The sequence below is a fragment of the Tsuneonella suprasediminis genome (genome assembly GCF_003605755.1).
Taxonomy (GTDB): domain Bacteria; phylum Pseudomonadota; class Alphaproteobacteria; order Sphingomonadales; family Sphingomonadaceae; genus Tsuneonella; species Tsuneonella suprasediminis.
Genome location: NZ_RAHJ01000022.1, coordinates 101,992 through 121,285, shown reverse-complemented (window position 1 = coordinate 121,285; position 19,294 = coordinate 101,992). Strand labels below are relative to the sequence as shown.

17 protein-coding genes are annotated in these 19,294 nt (G+C 52.3%); all 17 read left to right on the top strand.

The annotated features are described in order from the left end of the window. The first annotated feature begins 88 nt into the window (after positions 1-88). The 17 genes from D6858_RS14730 (at position 89) to wecB (ending at position 19,287) form a co-directional block, all read left to right on the top strand. Complete coding sequence (locus D6858_RS14730; RefSeq protein ID WP_120112334.1) at positions 89-1,069, top strand: DnaJ C-terminal domain-containing protein; 981 nt, start codon at positions 89-91, stop codon at positions 1,067-1,069. A gap of 37 nt (positions 1,070-1,106) precedes the next feature. Beyond that, positions 1,107-2,171 (top strand): YihY/virulence factor BrkB family protein, encoded by a 1,065-nt coding sequence (locus D6858_RS14725; protein ID WP_120112331.1) that lies wholly within the window; start codon positions 1,107-1,109, stop codon positions 2,169-2,171. A gap of 165 nt (positions 2,172-2,336) precedes the next feature. Next, entirely contained in the window at positions 2,337-3,161 is an 825-nt protein-coding gene (fabI, locus tag D6858_RS14720) for an enoyl-ACP reductase FabI (RefSeq protein ID WP_120112327.1), read from the top strand. 117 nt (positions 3,162-3,278) lie between these two features. Further along, positions 3,279-4,766 (top strand): O-antigen ligase family protein, encoded by a 1,488-nt coding sequence (locus D6858_RS14715; protein ID WP_120112323.1) that lies wholly within the window; start codon positions 3,279-3,281, stop codon positions 4,764-4,766. A 54-nt stretch (positions 4,767-4,820) separates the two neighbouring features. Next, positions 4,821-6,113 carry an exopolysaccharide biosynthesis polyprenyl glycosylphosphotransferase gene (locus D6858_RS14710; RefSeq protein WP_120112319.1) on the top strand — a complete coding sequence of 431 codons (1,293 nt, stop codon included), beginning with the start codon at positions 4,821-4,823 and terminating at the stop codon, positions 6,111-6,113. A gap of 43 nt (positions 6,114-6,156) precedes the next feature. Continuing rightward, entirely contained in the window at positions 6,157-7,410 is a 1,254-nt protein-coding gene (locus D6858_RS14705) for a lipopolysaccharide biosynthesis protein (RefSeq protein WP_165859716.1), read from the top strand. Between the two features lie 31 nt (positions 7,411-7,441). Next, complete coding sequence (gene pseC, locus D6858_RS14700) at positions 7,442-8,608, top strand: UDP-4-amino-4,6-dideoxy-N-acetyl-beta-L-altrosamine transaminase (RefSeq protein ID WP_205664971.1); 1,167 nt, start codon at positions 7,442-7,444, stop codon at positions 8,606-8,608. Continuing rightward, positions 8,605-9,291 carry a pseudaminic acid cytidylyltransferase gene (gene pseF / locus D6858_RS14695; protein WP_120112314.1) on the top strand — a complete coding sequence of 229 codons (687 nt, stop codon included), beginning with the start codon at positions 8,605-8,607 and terminating at the stop codon, positions 9,289-9,291. Before pseC ends, pseF begins: the two co-directional genes overlap by 4 nt. After that, positions 9,291-10,430: a UDP-2,4-diacetamido-2,4,6-trideoxy-beta-L-altropyranose hydrolase gene (pseG, locus tag D6858_RS14690; protein ID WP_133305307.1), complete on the top strand. Its 1,140-nt coding sequence runs from the start codon at positions 9,291-9,293 to the stop codon at positions 10,428-10,430. Before pseF ends, pseG begins: the two co-directional genes overlap by 1 nt. Further along, positions 10,415-11,071: a hypothetical protein gene (locus D6858_RS14685; RefSeq protein ID WP_205664968.1), complete on the top strand. Its 657-nt coding sequence runs from the start codon at positions 10,415-10,417 to the stop codon at positions 11,069-11,071. Before pseG ends, D6858_RS14685 begins: the two co-directional genes overlap by 16 nt. Next, positions 11,064-12,116 carry a pseudaminic acid synthase gene (gene pseI / locus D6858_RS14680; protein WP_120112305.1) on the top strand — a complete coding sequence of 351 codons (1,053 nt, stop codon included), beginning with the start codon at positions 11,064-11,066 and terminating at the stop codon, positions 12,114-12,116. Before D6858_RS14685 ends, pseI begins: the two co-directional genes overlap by 8 nt. 7 nt (positions 12,117-12,123) lie before the next feature. Continuing rightward, on the top strand, positions 12,124-13,551 hold the full coding sequence (locus D6858_RS14675) for a capsular polysaccharide export protein, LipB/KpsS family (RefSeq protein ID WP_120112302.1): 1,428 nt from the start codon (positions 12,124-12,126) through the stop codon (positions 13,549-13,551). Between the two features lie 52 nt (positions 13,552-13,603). Then, positions 13,604-14,767 (top strand): hypothetical protein, encoded by a 1,164-nt coding sequence (locus D6858_RS15680; RefSeq protein WP_133305306.1) that lies wholly within the window; start codon positions 13,604-13,606, stop codon positions 14,765-14,767. Positions 14,768-14,786: 19 nt separating this feature from the next. Further along, positions 14,787-15,953 carry a glycosyltransferase gene (locus tag D6858_RS14670; protein WP_120112298.1) on the top strand — a complete coding sequence of 389 codons (1,167 nt, stop codon included), beginning with the start codon at positions 14,787-14,789 and terminating at the stop codon, positions 15,951-15,953. A gap of 29 nt (positions 15,954-15,982) precedes the next feature. Further along, positions 15,983-17,011 carry a polysaccharide biosynthesis protein gene (locus tag D6858_RS14665; protein WP_120112742.1) on the top strand — a complete coding sequence of 343 codons (1,029 nt, stop codon included), beginning with the start codon at positions 15,983-15,985 and terminating at the stop codon, positions 17,009-17,011. Positions 17,012-17,015: 4 nt separating this feature from the next. Further along, a complete protein-coding gene (wbjC, locus tag D6858_RS14660; RefSeq protein WP_240623862.1) occupies positions 17,016-18,149 on the top strand; it encodes a UDP-2-acetamido-2,6-beta-L-arabino-hexul-4-ose reductase in 1,134 nt (377 codons plus the stop codon). 1 nt (position 18,150) lies between these two features. Further along, positions 18,151-19,287, top strand: coding sequence for a non-hydrolyzing UDP-N-acetylglucosamine 2-epimerase (gene wecB / locus D6858_RS14655; RefSeq protein ID WP_120112294.1), 1,137 nt, complete (start codon positions 18,151-18,153; stop codon positions 19,285-19,287). The last annotated feature ends 7 nt before the right edge of the window (positions 19,288-19,294 follow it).

Sequence of the window (19,294 nt, the reverse complement as noted above, 5' to 3'; positions counted from 1 at the left end):
GCGCCTTGTCGTCGCGCAACATCGTTGTGCGCTTACCATTTAAACCGCCCGCTTGCGCGCGGGCGCTGCTACACCTAGCTAACACGGCATGGCAGCCGATCCTTACACCACACTGGGCGTTTCCCGTTCCGCAAACGAGAAGGACATCAAGTCCGCCTATCGCAAACTTGCGAAGGAACTTCATCCCGACCGGAACAAGGATAACCCAAAGGCGGCCGAACGCTTCAGCGAAGTCACACAGGCCTATGATCTGCTGGCCGACAAAGACAAACGCGCACAGTTCGATCGCGGCGAAATCGATGCCGATGGCAACCCGACCAATCCGTTCGCCGGAATGGGCGGCGGGGCCCGCAGTGACGGCTTCGGTGGCGGATTCAATCCCAATATGGGTGGTGGAACCCGCAGCGGCGGCTTCAGTACCGAAGATGTCGATATTTCCGACTTGTTCGAGGGATTGTTCGGCGGCGGTGATGCTCGCCAGTCGCGCGGCGGATTCGCTGGTGGGTTCGGGGGAATGGGTGGCCAGCAAAGGCGGCAAGCCCCTCCACCCAAGGGCGCGGATATCGCTTATCGTCTGAAAGTGCCGTTTATCGACGCTGCCACGCGTGCGGACCAACGGATCACGCTGGCCGATGGCAAAACGATCGACCTCAAGCTGCCTGCCGGAGTCGAAGACGGCACTCAGATGCGCCTGAAGGGCAAAGGACAGCAAGGTCCCGGCGGTGCCGGGGACGGGCTGGTAACGATCTCTGTCGAACCGCACGCTTTCTTCCGTCGAGACGGCAACAATGTCCGGCTCGATCTGCCGATCACTCTGACAGAGGCGGTCGAAGGCGCGAAAGTGAAAGTGCCCACTGTCGATGGCCCGGTGATGCTGACGATTAAACCAGGAACCAGCGGCGGGACCGTGATGCGCCTGGGCAGCAAGGGTTTTTCGGGCAAAGATGGCAAACGTGGCAACCAGTTGGTGACTATCGAGATCGCATTGCCCGATGATATTTCCGAACTGGCCAAACAGCTCGAAGGCTGGCAGGACCGTTCCAATCCGCGCGCCGACCTAGGGGTCTGACAACACCACCAGCTCGGCTTCCGTAATTGGGGGACGAATGCCGCACCGGATCGAAATCGAACCAGAAGAGCGGCAGGTTCAAGGGCTGTCACCAGAGGAACGGCGGCGGTTTGCGCTTACCCATCCGGAAGCTTTGCGCCAGCGGGTTGAAAGCAAAGTCGGCCCCGGAACGCGTTTCTTCGAAATCGCGAAGCGTGTGTTTCTGGGCGCCTATCGCGACGGGTTCATCCATGCCGGAAACCTTGCCTACATGGCGATTGTCGCCATTTTCCCGTTCTTTATTTTAGGCGCAGCTCTGTTTTCGCTGGTGGGCGAAGGGGGCGAACGCGCAGCGGCGATCGATGCAGTGCTCTATGCTCTGCCCCCGATGGTAGGCAACGTGATCGGCCCCGTCGCCCGCACAGTGGTGGAGGCGCGCAGCGGTTGGCTGTTGTGGGCGGGCGGCCTTGTCGGATTATGGACGGTCTCCAGCCTCATCGAAACCATCCGCGACATGCTCCGTCGGGCGTATGGTACGCCCGCAACGCTGGCATTCTGGAAGTATCGGCTGTTTTCGTTCGGGGTTATCGTGGCATCTGTCGTGCTGCTGATGGTTTCGCTGCTGGCGCAAGTCATCATTGGGGCGGCGCAGGAAGTGATTTCTGCCTATTTCCCCTGGCTGAGCGATGCAGTCACCGATCTGCGCCTGTCGCGCCTGATCCCGGCATTCGGTCTCTATGCCTCGCTCTACCTGTTGTTCTACACGCTTACGCCCAAGGCATATCGCCAACGGCGTTACCCCAAGTGGCCCGGGGCGCTGGCCACGACTATCTGGTGGCTGGCAGTAACCGTTGCCCTGCCGCCCCTGATCCGGCGTTTCTTCAGCTACGATCTGACATACGGCAGCCTTGCAGGGATCATGATTGCGCTGTTTTTCTTCTATCTCGTCGGGCTCGGCATGGTGCTTGGCGCCGAACTCAACGCCGCACTGGCCGAAACGCCTGAGGAGGAAATCAACACGATTGGTCAGGTGGACGATCGGATGCGTGAAGCTGCACGACGCGCAGGTGCGACTGCCGGCGGCGGCGCGGGCGATGGTGAGGGCGGGGGCGAAACAGACTGAGACACCGCGGCACTGCTCGGTGTCGTAGCGTCAATCGCATCTGGCATCGCGGCAACACGCCCTCGCAAAGCGAGCGGAAATTCGACGAACGCACTTCCCATTCGCGCGCAAACACGCTTAGGGACTTCGTCACGACAACCGGAAAGCAGTATAAGAGGTATCGGGATGACCGGTCTGATGGCAGGCAAGCGCGGGCTGATAATGGGCCTGGCAAACGACAAGTCCCTTGCATGGGGCATCGCCCGGAAACTGAGCGAACATGGCGCTGAACTGGCGTTCTCCTATCAAGGCGATGCCCTGAAAAAGCGGGTCGAACCACTTGCGGAGCAACTGGGTAGCGACTTCCTTATCGAATGCGACGTGTCCGATATGGATGCACTGGATACCGCGTTCGATACGCTGAAAAGCCGATGGAACACGATAGATTTCGTGGTCCATGCCATCGGGTTTTCCGACAAGAACGAACTGCGCGGGAAGTACCTCGATACAAGCCTCGACAACTTCCTGATGACCATGAATATTTCGGCCTACAGTCTGGTCGCTGTGGCGAAACGCGCCGCTGCCATGATGCCGCCCAAGGCAGAAGACGGCTCCGGCGGCGGATCGATCCTGACGTTGAGCTACTACGGTGCAGAAAAGGTCATCCCGCATTACAACGTAATGGGTGTGGCCAAGGCGGCGCTCGAAACCAGTGTACAGTACCTCGCCAACGATCTCGGCCCCGACAATATTCGCGTGAACGCGATCAGTGCCGGCCCAATCAAGACGCTGGCAGCCAGCGGGATCGGCGATTTCCGCTACATTCTCAAATGGAACGAGCTGAATTCCCCCTTGCGTCGCAATGTCACCATCGACGATGTCGGCGGCGCAGGGCTATACTTGCTGTCCGACCTTTCGAGCGGGGTTACCGGGGAGACACATCATGTCGATGCTGGCTATCATCTGGTCGGCATGAAACAGGAAGACGCGCCCGATATTGCGTTGGGGTGATTGTGACGAAGCTGCTCGAAAGTGGACGAATAGACGAACTGGGACTACAGAGCACCTTTCACTAGTTAGCCACCGCATCGTGGCAGCTTTCGCCTGCCCGTTGCGTTCAGGATTTCTATGAGTCGCACTCAGTCAAAACGTCGCCATAAACCGGCTCCTTCTGTTTCACAGAAGCGGAGCTTGAAGGAGGTGCTCACCTCCGACAACGCAAAATTCCTGACGCTGAGTGGTTTTTTCGTTCTGCTTTTTCTCACGGGAGGCAGTTCTCGGCCGGATATGGCCGCATTGATCGTATTGCGCCCAATTTCCATTTTAGTCCTGGGATATGGACTGATAACGCTCACTGCTTCTCAAATGCGCCAATATTGGCCTGTATTTGCTCTTGTAATAGCAATGATTGCATTAGCAATCGTCCAGCTCGTGCCACTCCCTCCGTCCATTTGGCATAATCTTCCCGGCCATTCAGTTTTCGCGCAGATCGATTCCATTCTTGGCCTTCAGGACTTGTGGCGCCCCTGGACACTCGATCCTGCCGGGACGCGCAACGCGCTGATGTCTCTCGCAGTCCCTCTGGCCGTTTTAGTGCTAGGCGCGCAGCTTGGGAGAGATCATCAAATCCGCCTTCTTAGCGTCATTCTGGCGCTGGGCGCGTTGAGTGTTGTCTTCGCCACCCTTCAGCTTGCAGGCGATCCTCACGGCCCACTCTATCTTTATCGTATCACCAACGATGGCGCCGCTGTCGGGCTCTTTGCCAACCGAAATCACCAGGCGGTTTTTCTATCCAGCCTGATTCCTTTGCTGTTCGTCTGGGCTCGAAACACCGGCAGAAGCACGGGCTCGCATGGTCGAGATAGCCATCATCATGCAGGCTCCTTACACATCGTAATCGCTTCTGCAGGTGCAGCGATCCTGATGCTTCTGTCTCTGGTGACCGGTTCGCGGGCAGGCCTGATGACACTTCTCATATCGGTTCTCGCAACAGGAGCACTTATCTCGTTCATACCGCCGGCTCGATCCTCATCCTCGGCAAAAAAGCAGTCTCAGCTACGGCGATTTGCACCATTGGGAGTGGGTATTCTGGCCTTGGTCGGCTTTGGCGTGCTTACCGCAGTGATGGGTCGCAACCTTGCGCTCGACAGGCTGCTCGGCTCCGATCCAGGCGCAGACGCACGTGCCGATTTCACACCGCAAACATTCGACCTAGCTCTCAATAATTTGCCTTGGGGTACGGGACTAGGTTCGTTCGAGCGTGTGTACAGAATGGCGGAACCAGATTCCTTACTTAACCCAGCGTATGCAAACCATGCGCATAACGACTTTGTCGAAATACTGCTTACCACCGGCTTGTTCGGCATCGTTATTGCCAGTGGCTTCGCCGTTCTTTTACTATGGAGATTGCGGATTTTGACCAGGCAAGGATTGGCGAACCACATTCTCCAGATTGCATCATTAATTTCTCTTGGCCTCCTCACCCTCGCATCGTTCGTTGACTACCCCATAAGGACTCCTGCGCTTGCCGGTTTCTGCACGCTACTGCTCGTATGGGTGTTTTCTGATGCCCAGGCAGTGAAAAGACCAAATCATCCGGGAAAGGAATTCGGTTAGATCGCTACTCTGCCGCACACGAAACGTAGCGTTTGATCGAACCATCATACCGACATGAACGAGATTGCCCCAAAAACCCTGCGCCAAGGCCACCCTCTGGACCGCGCATGGGTGCAGCTTTTGATCCTGCTGACCGGAGTATGCCTGGTTCCATTCGGCTGGTTCCGTGGGCATGTTGCACCTCTCATTATCGAGAGCGGGATCAATAGCTTGCTACTTAGTATGGCTGCCACAATAGCCAGTTGGTATGGGCTGGAGCGGCTAAGATATTTCGCTTATTCCCGCCGCCTCTCATATGTTTTGCCGATCACCTCCCTGTCCTTCGGGATCGCAGCCCTCGCTATCGGCATACTCCGTATTCCATATAGTCTGGTCATTTTGTTATTGACCTATCTGGTTACCACCTTCTTGAATTTCACATTCGCCGCCCTCACGCGCGCCAGCATTCCGAAACGCTGGCTCGTACCCGGCGGTCGGATCAATGAGATTTACGAAGTGATTGGACCAGAAGATCTGCTCTCAATCGACCAAGCAGAGGCCCTTCTGGAAGAGGGTGGCCTCGAGGGCTCAATTATCGCTGATCTGCACTTTTCCCATCCTGTTGCCTGGGAGAAATTTCTGGCCGAAGCTGCCATTCAAGGCGCGCCAGTATACCACTATCGTTCTGTTCTCGAGCTATACACCGGACAGGTCCGCATTGATCATATGCGGGAAAACAACCTTGGTTCATTGATCCCGAATCTGACGTATCTAAGCGCAAAGCGGCTTGCAGATTTGGTAGGCTCGTTAATCTTGCTCCCCCTGCTTCTCCCGCTTTTCGCCATCTTGGCTGCAATAATACGTATCGATTCAACAGGGCCGGTTTTCTTCCGCCAAACCAGAGTCGGATACCGCGGAAAAACATTCCGCGTGTATAAATTTCGCACAATGCGAAGCAGGGACAATACCGACCCACAGGTAGACAAGATCAACGACGTGATTACTGCAGAGAACGATCCGCGCATCACCCGTGTGGGACGTGTGTTGCGTAAGACACGCCTCGATGAGCTTCCACAGATTTTCAACGTGATCCGTGGTGACATGAGCTGGGTCGGTCCGAGGCCGGAAGCCCTCGACTTATCCATGTTGTATGAGTCGTCTGTACCGTTTTATCGCTACAGGCATATTGTGCGGCCTGGCATAACCGGGTGGGCCCAAGTCAACCAAGGGCATGTTACCGATGTCGATGACATCGCAAGGAAACTACGATTCGATTTTTATTATGTGAGAAACGCATCTCTTTGGATTGACATACTCATCGTAATGAAAACCGTTCGCGTAATGACATCGGGTTTCGGAGCCAAATAGCTAGTCGTTTGTTACATTGCCCATCTTATATTCAGGCTTTTCATTGGAAGACGCAAGAAACCGAATCATCAATATAACCCTGCGCTTTGGAACGCTAGGGTCCCGGTTCTTATTGATATTTTTCCTGGCCAAGTTCCTCTCTCCTGCAGAAGTGGGTAACTATGGGCTCTTTACAGCAGCTGTCGGTTACACGCTATATATTGTTGGCCTCGATTTTTACGTTTTTACCACTCGTGAAATAGTACACGCTCCTGCCAAAAAAAGAGGTCACTTCCTAAAAACGCAGATCTGTATTTCGGCGATCATTTATTTAGTAGTTGCCCCTGCCTCGTTGGTGGTTTTGAGCAAGCTTGGCTGGAGTAGCGTCGCCCTTATCGCGTTTTTACCAATTCTGGTGCTGGAGCACTTCAATCAAGAAATCATGCGCTTGCTCATCGCACTCTCGGAGCAAATCACTGCCAGCATCATCTTGTTTCTGCGGCAGGGCAGTTGGGCGATCGCATCTGTCCTATTGATGGCGCTGGACCCTTCGAGCCGCCTTCTGTGGGTTGTATTGGGATTGTGGTTTCTCGGTGGCGCTCTGGCCGCCATTATCGGGGTATGGAAGGTGGCATCGCTCAAGATGGGGGGCTGGCATGACCGAATCGACTGGAGCTGGGCGCGGCGCGGACTGAAAGTCAGCTTTGCATTCTTGATAGCCACACTGGCACTTCGGGCAATACAAACCTTGGATCGCTTCTGGATTGAAGCGCTTGGCGGTGTCGAAGTAGTAGCAGCCTACGTTTTGTTTACAGGCGTAGCTAGTTCGATGATGGTATTTCTCGATGCCGGTGTCTTTGCATTCACTTATCCAGCATTGATACGCCACCACAAGCATGGTGATCGTGAGGCTTTTCAGCGAGTTCTACGAAAGTCTCTGCTTCAAACAATATTGTTCATTGGTGCGTTCTCAGTGGTCAGCCTCGCACTACTCCCTTACCTGCTCGCGTGGATCGGCAAGGCAGAGTATCTGTCCAAGGTCTCTCTTTTCCCTTGGATACTGAGCGCGTTGGCATTAAATTGCCTCGGCATGATACCGCACTATGCGCTTTACGCTTGCAGTCATGATCGCTCGATAATCGCAAGCCACATTATCGCTTTGGCTGTCTTCACCATTGCGGCATGGGCCCTCGGCCACGCTTATGGTACTCTGGCAATACCAATCGCGCTGAATTTGGCTTTCCTATCGATTCTTATCTTTAAGTCGCTTGCATATTGGGCGCTGCAACCGCACCCTCAATATCAGCAAGCAGCGTGACTCTCTCCCCAAATCTTGGCAGCAGCAAAACATGATCATCCGTTATGGCCAACAGCATATCACTCAGGCGGACATCGACGCCGTCACAGCAGTGCTCAATTCGACAAATCTCACTCAAGGGTCTGCCGGCATTGCGTTCGAACAGGCCGTATTGGCAGAAACCGGCGCCCGTCACGCATTTGCCGTAAACAGCGCAACGTCAGCGCTGCATATCGCCTGCCTCGCATTGGAGCTGGGGCCGGGAGACTGGCTCTGGACAACACCCAATACATTCGTCGCCTCTGCAAATTGTGCGCTATATTGTGGCGCCAGTGTCGATTTTGTCGATATCGATCCCAAGACCTACAACCTCTGCCCGGTCGAGCTTGAGAAGAAACTGATTAAGGCCGAAAGGGCCGGGCGCCTTCCCAAGATCGTGATCCCGGTGCATTTTTCCGGGCAGCCATGCGACATGGCGGCGATCGCCGCATTGGCGGAAAAATATGGCTTCAAAGTCATTGAGGATGCCTCGCACGCCATCGGTGGGCGGTACAAGGGAGAGCCGATCGGGAATGGCCGCTATAGCGACATCACCGTTTTCAGCTTCCACCCGGTCAAGATCGTGACAACCGGGGAAGGCGGGATGGCTTTGACCAACGATGATACGCTGGCCACCCGCATGTCGCTATATCGCAGCCATGGCATTACCCGAGATCCCCAGCTCATGACGCATGAGATGGACGGCCCATGGTATTATCAGCAAGTGGCACTCGGATATAACTACCGGATGACCGACATTCAGGCAGCACTCGGCGCAAGCCAAATGACTCGGCTGCACGGATACGTCGAGCGACGGCACGAAATTGCCAGACGTTATGACGCGTTGCTGGCGGACCTTCCGTTAACAACACCGTGGCAGAGCCCAGATAGCTACTCCGCCTTTCACCTATATGTGATTCGTCTGAATCTGGAGCAAATCGCGCCGATCACTCACAAGGAGGTGTTCGAGGAATTGCGGGCCAGGAACATAATGGTCAATCTCCATTACATCCCCGTTCATACCCAGCCCTATTATCAGAAGATGGGCTTCGACTGGGGCGATCACCCAGAGTCCGAACAGTACTACCGCGAGGCGATCAGCATCCCGATGCACCCCTCGCTCACTTCTGACGAGCAGGATTTTGTTGTCGCTTCCCTAAGGGCTGCGCTTCAACAATGAGGCTTGCCGTTATACCGGCACGGGGCGGCAGCAAGCGTATTCCACGCAAGAATATCCGACCCTTCGCCGGCCGCCCTATGATCTCTTATTCGATAGCTGCAGCGATCGAGAGTGCCCTGTTCGACCGCATCATCGTGAGTACCGATGATGCCGAAATTGCAGAAGTCGCGCGTGCATACGGCGCGGAAACCCCTTTCGTTCGCTCACCCGAGCTATCGGATGACTATGTCGGGACGATACCCGTCGTAGCTGATGCCATTCGCTGGGAGAACGAGCACCATCATCCAGTTGATGATGTGTGTTGCATCTACGCGACCGCACCATTCGTTCAGGTTGCCGATTTGCGGCGCGGGCTCGACATCCTGCATAGAACCGGGGCTGAATTTGCGTTCACTATTACGGACTATCCCGCGCCGATTCAACGCGCCCTGCGCCTGAATGCCGACGACCGACTGGAGATGTTTGAGCCAGAGCAGTTCGCGTCCCGCTCGCAAGACCTTGAAGAAGCGTGGCACGACGCGGGCCAATTCTATTGGGGGAAAGCAAGTGCCTGGCTTTCTGGACAGCCTTTGTTTGGACCTCATGCAGCACCTATCAAGTTACCACGCTATCGCGTTCAGGACATTGATACACCGGATGACTGGCAACGTGCAGAGCTTCTCTTTAAGGTGCAGACACTATAGTGGGTGAACTACGTGCCTCAAACATGCGCGTAGCTTTTCGCACGGATGCATCGCTGGAAATCGGCACAGGCCATGTCATGCGCTGCCTGACGTTGGCGTCAATGCTGCGCTCGCGTGGAGCGGAGTGCATTTTCCTGTCTCGCGCCCATGAAGGCCATTTGCTTGAACAAATCGAGCGCCAAGGCTTTACCGCCTTCGTGTTGGATGAACACCCCAGTTCATCATTGCAGAAGGGCGTTACTGCGGACGGTCAACCTCCACATGCGGCGTGGCTAGGAACATCTTGGGAAAATGATGCAGGCGACAGCCAATCCGCGCTCTCAACGTTCTCCTCGATGGGGCCAGTCGATTGGCTTGTGGTCGATCACTACGGTCTTGATATACAATGGGAACGCGCAATGCGCGAGAGCTGCATCAAACTGTTGGTGATCGACGATCTTGCCGACCGGGCGCACGATTGCGATCTTCTCCTCGATCAAAACCTTGGCCGCGATGCAGCAGATTATGCGAGTCGGGCATCGCGCAATACGCACCTGTTGATGGGGCCAGAATACGCACTTCTCCGCCCTGAGTTCTCAGAAGCGCGCGACGCCAGCCTTAGACGACGCAGTTCGCCGACTTTGCAGCAAATTCTCGTAACCATGGGCGGTGTGGACAAAGGCAATTTCACCCGCCAAGTGTTGATGGCGCTCAATGACTGTCCATTACCAGAGGACGTCCACGTGGTCGCCGTAATGGGGCCTCACGCACCTTGGCTTGCCGATATACGGGAACTCACAAACGGAATGCGCGTCGCTACATCGGTGAAAGTGGGCGTAACCAATATGGCGGAATTGATGTCAGTCTCCGATGTGGCAATTGGCGCGGGCGGGAGCACCACATGGGAACGGTGTAGCGTTGGTCTTCCAGCCGTGTTGGCCTCGATCGCCGCCAATCAGGAACGCATCACGCAAGCGGTTGTCCAGTCCGGGGCTGCGCTCGAATGCGATATGGATTCGATGCATTCAACCTTTATGGACCTGTTTGCGTCGCGCGATCTTCCTTCCCGCCTTGCCGCGATGAGCCGCGCTGCCGCGGCGGTCACCGATGGGGAGGGAGCACAGCGCGTTTCTGGAGAGATGATGTGCCGAAAGCAATGAATGTTACCCTCCTTTGCAGTGATCGTCGCCATCCCGTAATGCCGCACTTGCGAGCATGGGCGAAACTCAACGGCAAAGCTCTCAATGTTTCGTTGGTGGATGATATCCATGATGTAGTAGGCGGAGAAATTCTCTTTCTGATTTCCTGCTCACAGAAGATCGAAAAAGCCGATCGCGACAAGTTCAAGAAGGTGTTGGTTATCCATGCAAGCGACTTGCCCACCGGGCGAGGATGGAGCCCTCATGTGTGGAGCATTGTTGGGGGCGCCGACCATCTCGTCGTTACGCTACTAGAAGCCGAAGACACAATCGATAGCGGGGACATTTGGCACAAGCTTACGATTGACATCCCGTCTCATTTTTTGTCGGATGAAATTAACGAGGCTCTTTTCTCGGCTGAGATTGAGCTAATCGATTTCGCGGTTGCCAACTTCGAGACTATCCGGCCAGAGGCGCAGGACAGCACCCAAAAGGTAACCTACCACCGGAAAAGAACCCCCGATGATAGCGAGATTTCCATAGACATGCCTCTTGGCGAGCAGTTCGACCTCATTCGAGTGTGCGATCCCGAGCGGTTTCCTGCGCATTTTCGATTTCGAGGGCACACCTACAAAATTACCTTGGAGAAGCTCTATGAGTAGGAGTTTCAAGATCGCGGACCGCGCTATCGGTGCCAGTTCCCCTCCCTATGTTATCGCGGAATTGTCAGCAAACCATAACGGGCAGTTCGATAAGGCTCTTGCAATCATTGACGCTGCCAAGGAGGCAGGCGCCGACGCAGTGAAGCTGCAGACCTACCGGCCTGACACGATTACGCTCGATGGCGATAGCGACGACTTCCGCATTTCGGGCGGCCTGTGGGATGGCAGAACGCTGTATGACCTTTACGCGGAAGCGCATACGCCATGGGAATGGCACAAACCGCTGTTCGACCGGGCTCGTGAAGTCGGCATCACCATTTTCAGCTCACCATTCGACAATACTGCCGTCGATCTGCTGGAAGATCTTGGTGCACCTGCGTATAAGATTGCCTCGTTTGAAGCAGTCGATTTGCCCCTGATCCGATATGTGGCAACCACTGGTAAGCCAATGATAATATCGACTGGCATGGCGGATGAGGAGGAGATCGCCGAAGCGATTGAGGCAGCACGAGATGGCGGATGCAAGGAATTGGCCATCCTACACTGTGTCAGCGGCTATCCTGCTCCTGCCGAAGATTACAACCTCCGGACAATACCCGATATGATCGAGCGGTTCGGGCTGGTTACCGGCCTTTCGGACCATACACTCGATAATACGACTGCCATAACAAGCGTTGCACTAGGCGCATCGATCATTGAAAAACACTTTACACTCGATCGCAGCGGTGGCGGCCCGGACGACAGCTTCTCGCTGGAACCAGCTGATCTTGCCGCATTATGCCGCGACGCAAAGACCGCATGGTCCGCACTCGGTAATATCGATTATGGGCGCAAATCAAGCGAACAGGGGAATGTCCAATTTCGCCGCTCGCTCTATTTCGTGAAGGATTTAGAAGCCGGGGCAGTTATCACCGAAGACGCCGTTCGAAGTGTTCGCCCTGGATATGGGCTGGCGCCGAAGCATCTCGACAGCTTGATCGGCAAGAAGGTTATCGTGAGCGTCAATCGCAATACAGCGGTCACATCAGAACTGATCGCCGACTGATCGCCACATGAATATTCTGCTCCTATCCAATAGTGCGCCTAATTATTTTAATTTTTTCAATGCATTGGCGCGCTTACTGCACAATGATGGGCACAGTGTCCACATTGCAGTGGATTCCACGTTTTCCCGAGAGGAGAACCAGCTCGACACGCTCGAGTTTGCCACCGTGCATACCTTTTCTGAATACTACACCTCAAACGCAATCGACCATGATACGTTAAGGCGCTATTCTCACTATAATCTCAACGGCGCCCTCCTTTCAGATTTCGAGCGTTCGCAAATCTACAATATATGGGGTGAAGAGGCGGACACCCCCTTCTTTGATCGCCTAAAAAGCACTCTGCTGGGCTTTTTTGAACAGATCATCGCCGATCATCAAATCGATACAGTCATTTACGAGAACGTATCCAATACGTTCGCGCATTTTGCCTTGTTCATGGCTCAGCAGAATGGTGCCCAATATGTCGGGCTTTCACCATCCCGTTTGCCGGGTAGGTTTGCCATCACGGCAGACCCATGGAACGACAAGGTGGTTGAACGCGCCTTTGGCGATATCCAGACAGGTTCTGTTGTTCCCACTGCAGAGGTGCGGAACTGGGTGCGCGAATATCTGGCCGGCATCGAAAAGACCGTTCCCGACTACATGAAGATAAACGGTCTCGACAATGTCGGCATCCTCAAACGATATCTGCGTCGCGATCGGCTGAAGAAGGCCAAATCGCTATTCCGTCACCTGGGCGATGATCGAACGAGTGCGTTTCAGGTTGGAAATCCGCTACGGACTCATTTCAACCTGTTCGCTCGCAATCTGAAACGGCGGTTACGAACCGGAAAGGTGCGGAATTTCTATTCCTCTCCGGATTATGAAGCGGACTTCTTCCTCTATCCGCTGCACTTCCATCCCGAGTCTTCAACATCTATCCTCGCAGGCACCTACCTCAACGAGTATGAGGTGATCAGAAACATTGCCTTCAATCTGCCTGAAGGTATGCGACTGTACGTGAAGGACCACATGAGTGCCTGGGCATTCCCTCCTGTATCGTTTTATCGCGATTTGCAGAGGCTACCTAATGTGGTGATCCTTGGCCCCGGCGAGCCGACCAAGGAACTTATCAAGGCATCCAGAGGGGTTTTGACGCTCACAAGCACTGTTGGTTACGAAGCATTGCTCCTCAAAAAGCGAGTGCTGCTTTACGGCGACGTGTTCTATTCTTTTCACAAGGGGGTAACACGTTGCGACAATCCAACACAGTTACACCACTTATTGTGCACCGAACTCGCCCAGCCAATTGATTGGGACGATCAGTACAACGAAGATTTCGTTTGCGCTTACTATTATTCTACATTCGATCAATCATTAAACTTTCTTCTTCCCTGTGAGCCAGCACAAAAACTGTCTGCCGCAATATACCCATATATACTCAAATCCATGTAAAATATGTATACATTATCTTTCAATCTGATCTTTGAAGTATAGAGACTAGCGCATGTCGGGGACAAAATATGAATACAAAAATCCACATCGATTTATTAGGAAAAACAAATATTCCTTTAGAATGAGAAGAAGTTTCGTTATTAATTTAATAGGACTTCTTGTTCTATATATAGGATACCTCCTATCTACATCAACGTCTGTAATAGACCCAGAATACAAAATTTATTTCCGAATTATTTCAGCAACATTGTTTTCAGTTAACATTATTATTGATAAATCGATATCTGCGAAATATACATTTCCACTTCTTGCACTTTTTTTCATGCTTACTCTCAATCAATCTTATATTGGAGCAAATATTGTATTCATTGTAATGATGTCAATGAGTCTAGAATTAATTGGAAAAAATAAGTCCATAAATACAATTCTTATAGTAACTTCAATATTGGTATTTGTTCACATTGCCTTATTGATGTCGGGTCAGATTGCAGATACGACAACAAATTTTGGCAATCGTTTACGGTCCACGTTGGGATTCGCAAACGCAAACCAAGCGTCAGCAATTTACCTTTCTTTTGCACTGCTGTCTATTTACGCGATCCATATAAAGTACTCAAAAGCAAAGTTATTTTTTGCAATACTTGCCGTTGGCTTGGCGGTTGCCGTCTTCCTGAGAACTGATAGTCGCACAGCTATGGCAGGATTGATAATTTCGGCGATTTTAATGATGGCAAATACGTCTCTCAAGAGATACTTATGGTTTAGAAAGGCATTATTGCTTTTTGCATATATAACGCCTTTGATCTGTATTGCGGCAACGTATTACATGATTAATAACAGCAACAGAGAGATGAATTACCTATTTAGCAACCGCCCCTATTTATATGGTAATTTTTTGCAAAATAAATCAATATGGGAAATAATTTCTGGATGGAAATTATTGGATGGGGAGGACGTAGATAGCGGATATTTGATGCTTCTTTCCGGAATTGGGGCTATTGGAAGCTCTATTATTTTATTATTATATTTATTTAACATTAGGAGGCAGGGAAATATTACACTCTTAATGGCAAGTACTTTTCTAATTTTGTCGATGTTTGAGGCATTCCTACTGAGGCCAGAAATTCCATTGTCGCTATTTTTCGCTCAAATACTCTCTCGACGCCAGCCAGCTTCAAACGCAAGTGCTCAAGCAAAGAGCCCAGCAATCGGTTGATAACGAGGAGTATGGCTGCATGCTTAAAATTCTATGCATTGCCGATTATTACCAGCCAGGATTCAAGGCGGGTGGGCCAATCACTACAATCGCAAATATGCGCGAAACACTAAACCCAGAAGTCTCTTTGTGCATCTTCACTCGCGACCGGGATCTGGGGGATGTTTCCTCCTATGATAATGTGGAGGTTGGGCGCTGGCTGCAACGGCCGAACGGGCCGATATTTTACGCTCCGCCAGCCCAATTTGGGCCGCTTGGAATTAAAAAGATCATGTCCGATGGAAATTTTGACGCGATTTACCTTAATAGTTTTTTTAGCGCCAAGGGCTCCATTGGGCCTTATTTTGCACAAAAAACCACTACGGGCAAGATTCCCATTATAATTGCCCCGAGAGGAGAGTTTTCGCCTGCTGCCCTTAAAATAAAACGCCTCAGGAAGCTTTTTTATATTAAAAATTCAAATTTACTTAGGCTATATAGGGATGTTTTCTGGCATGCTTCAAGTAAAATGGAAGCCGATGACATTTTAAAAGTCTTCCCTGACGCAAGGGATCGAATTCGGGTAGCGCTCGACCCCGTTTCTGATAGAGCACTTAGCCGTCAGGCGGCTCATGTCAGAAAGGAAAAAGTCGCTGGAGAGATTCGTATTGTTTTTATATCACGAATTTCACCAATTAAAAACTTAGACGGGCTTTTAGATATTTTACAAATGTCCCGATCAAATATCATACTCGACATATTTGGTCCGATTGAAGATATGGAATATTGGCACGCATGTAAATTGAAAATTTCCTCATTGCCGAGAAACATATGCACCAATTACTATGGCCCACTCGAACATAACAATGTCGCTTCAACTTTCGCCCTATATGATCTATTTGCATTCCCGACCCATAGTGAAAACTTTGGGCACGTCATTTTTGAATCAATATGCGCGGGTACCCCTGTGATTGTGAGTGACAAAACCCCTTGGCAGGGGGGGCAAGAAGATGGCATCAACGTTATCCCCCTTCGAGACCGCACCGGTTGGGCAAGTGCTATCGACGCCATGGCCGCGCTTGATGAGGACGAACACACCCGCCTCCGCAAAGCAGTCGAGAGTTATGGGCGAAATTTTGCCAAAAGTAGTGATATTCGCCGGGAAAATATCTCGATGTTCAGGAGTATTGTCGATCATGAATGGTAGCTGTGAGATTTCCGTGAGGAGTGGCCGCGTTGTTCTCTGACAAGACCCTGCTGATTACTGGTGGTACCGGCTCTTTCGGCAACGCCGTGCTGCGCCGTTTTCTCGATTCCGACCTCAAGGAAATCCGTATCCTCAGTCGGGACGAGAAGAAGCAGGACGACATGCGCAAGCGCTATGCCGATCCCAAGCTGAAATTCTACATTGGCGATGTGCGGGATTATCAGTCGATCCTGCCTGCCATGCGCGGAGCAGACTATGTCTATCATGCGGCCGCGTTAAAGCAGGTGCCGTCGTGCGAATTTCACCCGCTTGAGGCGGTGAAAACCAATGTGTTGGGGACCGAAAACACGCTGGAGGCCGCTATTTCATGTGGGGTGAAGCGGGTTGTTTGCCTGAGTACGGATAAGGCCGTCTATCCAATCAACGCGATGGGCATCAGCAAAGCGATGATGGAAAAAGTTATCGTCGCAAAGTCACGCTCCAGCGACCAGACCGTGATCTGCGCCACTCGATATGGCAATGTGATGGCATCGCGCGGATCGGTTATCCCTCTCTTCGCCAATCAAGTCCGTGCGGGAGAGCCGATTACCATTACTGATCCCACCATGACCCGGTTCATGATGACTCTGGATGATGCGGTCGATCTGGTTTTGTATGCTTTCGAAAACGGGAATCCTGGGGAGATTTTTGTCCAGAAAGCACCTGCAGCGACAATCGCAACCTTAGCCCAAGCCCTGACTGATCTGTTGGGTGCTCCAAACCATCCGATCAACACGATCGGCACCCGCCATGGCGAGAAACTGTTCGAGGTTCTCCTAAGCCGGGAAGAAATGGTGGCGGCGGAGGATCTTGGGGGGTATTTCCGCGTCCCGCCAGATTTGCGCGATTTGAACTACGGCAAATTCGTCGAAGCAGGCGAAGTGCGGATTTCCGAGGCCGAAGATTATAACTCACACAACACCACTCGACTGGATGTGGAGGGAATGAAATCGCTTTTGATGAAGCTGCGCTTTATGCAGGCTATGGTTCGCGGGGAGCACGTGGAACCTGAGGAGTAGCTCAATGACGCGCGAACCCATCCGGATTCTGATTACAGGCGCGAATGGATTTGTAGGGCGCAATCTGTCGATCAGACTGCAAGAAATCAACGACCTGAAGCTGTCGACTTTCAGCAGGGACGATACCGTCGCGCAATTGAAAGAACGCGTTTCCAGCTCGGATGTAGTGATCCATCTCGCGGCCGAAAACAGACCGGAAGACCCGAACGCCTTCGACCAGGTGAACACCGGGCTCACGACATCGATTTGTCAGGCAATTGAGGAAGAATTTGCCGCGACAGGACGGCGGATCGCACTACTTTTCACTTCATCCACGCAAGCGGCTTGCGATAACCCTTATGGTAAAAGCAAGCTTGCCGCAGAGGAAGCGATTCGTGCGCTGACGGAGCGGATTGACACCCCGGCCATTATCTTCCGCCTGCCCGGAGTGTTCGGCAAATGGTGCCGCCCGAATTACAATTCGGTCGTTGCGACATTTTGTCACAACATTGCCCGAAGCCTGCCAATTCGGATTGACGACCCGAATAAGACCATTCGGCTGGTATACATCGACGACGTCGTCGAGGCATTCCTACCATTTCTCCACGGAGCAAGGCCGGGGCTGCACTGGGGGTCCGTTTCGCCGGAATACGAGATAACTCTAGGCCGGCTGGCACACCAGATTTCGGCCTTTCCCGTTTCGCGTGAAACATTACTGACAGATCGCGTCGGCACAGGCCTTACCCGGTGCCTATATGCCACGTACCTAAGCTACCTACCCAGCGATCGCTTTGCCTATGACATTCCCTCATACGGCGATGAACGCGGTGTATTCGTAGAGATGTTGAAAACCGCTGACAGTGGCCAATTCAGCTTTTTCACGGCGAAGCCAGGCATAATACGCGGCAGACATTATCATCACACAAAGACCGAGAAGTTCCTTGTCATGCAAGGTCAGGCCCGGTTTCGGTTCCGACACCTCCTCTCGAACGAAGCAATCGAAATAACGACCTCAGGCCAGAAGCCGCAAATCGTTGAATCAATTCCCGGATGGTCGCACGACGTCACCAATGTCGGGGATGATGAATTGATCGTAATGCTATGGGCTAATGAGATCTTTGATCGCGAACGGCCAGATACAATTCCCAGCACGGTTTAAAATGAAAAAGCTCAAAGTCATGACTGTGGTCGGAACGCGACCAGAAATTATTCGCCTTTCCCGCGTTCTCGCTGTCCTCGATGAACATTGCGATCATATTCTTGTGCATACAGGACAGAACTATGATTACGAGCTCAATCAAATTTTCTTTGACGACCTCCAGATTCGCAAGCCAAATCATTTCCTGAATAGCGCTGATGGCAGCTGCAGCCCGGCCAATACGATTGGAAACCTGATTACCGCAGTCGACAAAGTGATCGCAGATATCCAACCTGAAGCTCTTTTGGTTTTAGGCGATACCAATAGCTGCCTCTCTGTCATTCCTGCCAAGCGTCGGCAAATTCCGATTTTTCACATGGAAGCAGGAAATCGTTGCTTCGACATGCGGGTGCCAGAAGAAACCAACCGACGCATTGTCGATCATACCGCCGACATCAATCTCACTTACAGTACGATTGCCCGAGAATATCTGCTGCGAGAAGGGCTACCACCCGATCGCGTTATCAAAACCGGCAGTCCAATGAGTGAAGTACTACACCATTATATGCCGCAAATTAAGGCATCAGGCGCAATCGACAGGCTTGGGCTTGAGCACAACCAATACTTTCTGGTTAGCGCTCACAGAGAAGAAAACATCGAAAGTGACCGGAATTTCACAAAATTAGTCGTTGCCCTCAATACAATTTCTGAAGATTATGACTTGCCAGTTGTCGTCTCTACGCATCCCCGAACCCAAAAGAGGGTCGATGCCTTGGGGGTGACTTTTCATGATCGTGTACGGCTACTGAAACCACTTGGATTCCACGATTATATTAACCTGCAAATACATGCAAAGGTCGTGCTTTCTGATAGCGGCACGATAACTGAAGAGAGTTCGATTCTGAACTTTCCTGCCCTCAATCTGCGCGAAGCACATGAGCGACCAGAAGGAATGGAAGAGGCGGCAGTCATGATGGTGGGCCTTGATCGCGACCGCATCAAGCAAGGCCTCGCCATTCTTGCAGAGCAAGGACGGGGCGACAGCCGAGATTTGCAAATCGTGCAAGATTACAGCACAAATAATGTAAGCGACAAGATACTGCGAATCGTTCATAGCTATACCGATTATGTAAATCGGGTGGTTTGGAAAAAATATTGAAGTCGCA